This window comes from uncultured Nevskia sp. (genome assembly GCF_903885465.1).
In the GTDB taxonomy this organism is placed as follows: Bacteria; Pseudomonadota; Gammaproteobacteria; order Nevskiales; family Nevskiaceae; genus Nevskia.
Genome location: NZ_CAISIQ010000482.1, coordinates 1 through 2,257, shown reverse-complemented (window position 1 = coordinate 2,257; position 2,257 = coordinate 1). Strand labels below are relative to the sequence as shown.

4 protein-coding genes are annotated in these 2,257 nt (G+C 65.7%); 2 read left to right on the top strand and 2 right to left on the bottom strand.

Translation table 11 applies throughout. The features are described 5' to 3' along the window. Together QZY06_RS18805 and QZY06_RS18800 are read left to right on the top strand one after the other, a co-directional pair. A partial coding sequence (locus QZY06_RS18805; RefSeq protein WP_295686976.1) for a 1-acyl-sn-glycerol-3-phosphate acyltransferase occupies positions 1 to 448 on the top strand: 448 nt, incomplete at its 5' end. A 31-nt stretch (positions 449 to 479) separates the two neighbouring features. Continuing rightward, entirely contained in the window at positions 480 to 1,082 is a 603-nt protein-coding gene (locus tag QZY06_RS18800) for a DUF4124 domain-containing protein (RefSeq protein ID WP_295686975.1), read from the top strand. A gap of 9 nt (positions 1,083 to 1,091) precedes the next feature. On the opposite strand, the gene QZY06_RS18795 is transcribed toward QZY06_RS18800, so the two are convergent. Both QZY06_RS18795 and QZY06_RS18790 read right to left on the bottom strand, forming a co-directional pair. After that, positions 1,092 to 1,625 (bottom strand): lipocalin family protein, encoded by a 534-nt coding sequence (locus tag QZY06_RS18795; protein ID WP_295686974.1) that lies wholly within the window; start codon positions 1,623 to 1,625, stop codon positions 1,092 to 1,094. Positions 1,626 to 1,698: 73 nt separating this feature from the next. Further along, positions 1,699 to 2,181, bottom strand: a complete 483-nt coding sequence (locus QZY06_RS18790; protein ID WP_295686973.1) for a cytidine deaminase — start codon at positions 2,179 to 2,181, stop codon at positions 1,699 to 1,701. Between the last annotated feature and the right edge of the window lie 76 nt (positions 2,182 to 2,257).

Here is a 2,257-nt window from a genome sequence, read left to right as displayed (position 1 = left end):
GCGCTTCGTCATGGATCACCGGATCTTCAAGATTCCCGGCATGAACTTCCTGTTCCGCACCGCGCGGGCGATTCCGATTGCGCCGGCAAAAGAAGACCCGGCGATGCTTGAACGCGCCTATGCCGAAATCGATCAGGCGCTGAAGAACGGCGAGATCATTGGCCTCTTTCCGGAAGGCCGGTTGACGCCGGATGGCAGCATCCAGCTGTTCAAGTCCGGCATCGAAAAGATCCTCGCCGCGAACCCTGTGCCGGTCATTCCGCTGGCGGTGCGCGGCCTGTGGGGCAGCATGTGGTCACGCATCGATTCGCAGCTGCGCCGGGCCCGCTTGCCGCGCCGTTTCCGCGCCGAGATCGAACTGCTGGCCGCGGCACCGATCGCGCCCGAGCACGCTACGGCGGCGGCGCTGGAAGAGAAGGTTCGGGCGATGCGCGGCGACCAGGCTTGAACGTCGCGACCAGGCACAGGTCGAAACAGGCATGAACCCCAGGCCCATCCTGTCCGTCTCGACGCTGTTGTTGCTGGCGCTGACTGGCGTGCTGCGACCCGTCGCGGCTGGCGATGACATCTATCGTTGCCAAGCACTGAACGGCACGCCGATCTTCCAGGACAAGCCGTGCAACCAGGCGGCCGGCACTCGTGAAGCGCGCGATGGCCGCGAAGGCGTCCGCCTGCCTTCGGCGCCACCGCCGGCCGAGGAAGCGGCGGTGGTCGCCGAACGTTATCGCCGTTATCTGGACCAGGCTGGTCACGATCGCCGCGAGCAGGCAGCTGCCGATACTGCTGCTGCCGAGCGCCTGCGTGCCGAGGCTGCTGCAGAGCCAGAACCTCAAGACCGGGATGGCGTCTGCGACGATCCCTATGTCGTCGAAGCCGATCAGCGTTGCCGCGATCAGGGCTGGTCGTCCGAGCGTATCTATCCGGTCTTTGTGCCGTTCAGGCCGATAAGGCCACGGCCTCCGGTCGTCAGTCCGCGCCCACCCGTGGTGGCACCGCCACTGGGCGAGGGCACGCGACCGACACGTCCGCCACCGCGAATACCGCGCGATCCGCGTGCCGAGATTCTCGACACGCGACGCTGATCCTTTCGATTACCAGCGCTGCGGCACTCGCTTGACCTCTTTCATGTCGTAGCCCATCGCCGCGATCTTGGCGAGTTGGCGGTCGTACTCGGTCTGGCTCATCTCCGGCTTGCGGGCCAGCAGCCAGACCAGATCGCGCTTCGTACGGGCAACGATCACGCTGGAATAGTCGTCCGCCAGTTCGGTGATCAGGTACTCGCCCTTGATCGGCCAGACGAACTGCATGCCCCATTCGGCGTTGTTGCTGCCTTCGACGACGAAGCCCTTCGGCGTGTACTTCTTCGGTTTGCCGTCAAAGCCGCCGTCGCGGAAGGTGAAGGTGGTGGCGATGCTGCCATCGTCGTTGAGCTTGTAGTTCTCGATCTGGTTGTAGCCGTCCTTGTCGATGAAGGTCGGCACGTAAGCGATGACGTACCAATCGCCCATGAAGCGCGGCAGATCGACCTTGGCGGCGCGCTCGATCGGCGGCAGATGCGAGGTCGAGGCACAGGCCGCGAGGGTTGCGGCACACAACGAGGTAGCGAGACGCAGCAGGCGATTCATCAGTGACGCTCCGGCAAGGGGAAAGGGGCTGAGCTTCAGACCGCCTTGCCGCAGCGACGTTCGCCCCGCGCAGCTAAAGCCCGAAAGCCAGCGGAAGCAGCGCGCGGGCCGTGGTCTTGCGTACCCGCTGGCCATCGCGGCTGAGCATCAGCACCTCGATGTCGTGACCGCAGATGGTCACCGCTTCGGCGAGCACCTGGCGGCAGCGGCCGCAGGGGGTGATGAACTCGCCGGTGACTGCAGCTTCCAGTTCGCCGACAGCGGCGATCGCGATGGCGACGATTTCATGCAGCCGTCCGGCGCTGCTGGCACTGGCGATCGCGACCGTTTCGGCGCACAGGCTCAAGCCGTAGGACACGTTCTCGAAGTTCGCGCCGCTGTGCCGGCTGCCGTCGGCGAACAGCAGGGTGGCGCCGACATGGAAGCGCGAGTACGGCGCATAGGCGGTGGCGGTGGCCGCGAGCGCGGCGCCGACCAGCGCCCGCTCGTTCGGGTTCAGCTCGTCGATCGGCATGACGCTGACGGCCGACGCCGCTGGATCGGTTTCAGAGGTCATCAGAGTTCGTCCGGTCGCGGCTTGGCATGCCAGAAGATCCAGGCCAGCGCGGCATGCACCGGTAGCAGCAGCAAGG

What these genes read in the sequence shown, in the direction of transcription:
- QZY06_RS18800 (WP_295686975.1), top strand. Translation starts at nt 480, where the DNA reads ATGAACCCCAGGCCCATCCTGTCCGTCTCGACGCTGTTGTTGCTGGCG.
- QZY06_RS18795 (WP_295686974.1), bottom strand. Translation starts at nt 1,625, where the DNA reads ATGAATCGCCTGCTGCGTCTCGCTACCTCGTTGTGTGCCGCAACCCTC.
- QZY06_RS18790 (WP_295686973.1), bottom strand. Translation starts at nt 2,181, where the DNA reads ATGACCTCTGAAACCGATCCAGCGGCGTCGGCCGTCAGCGTCATGCCG.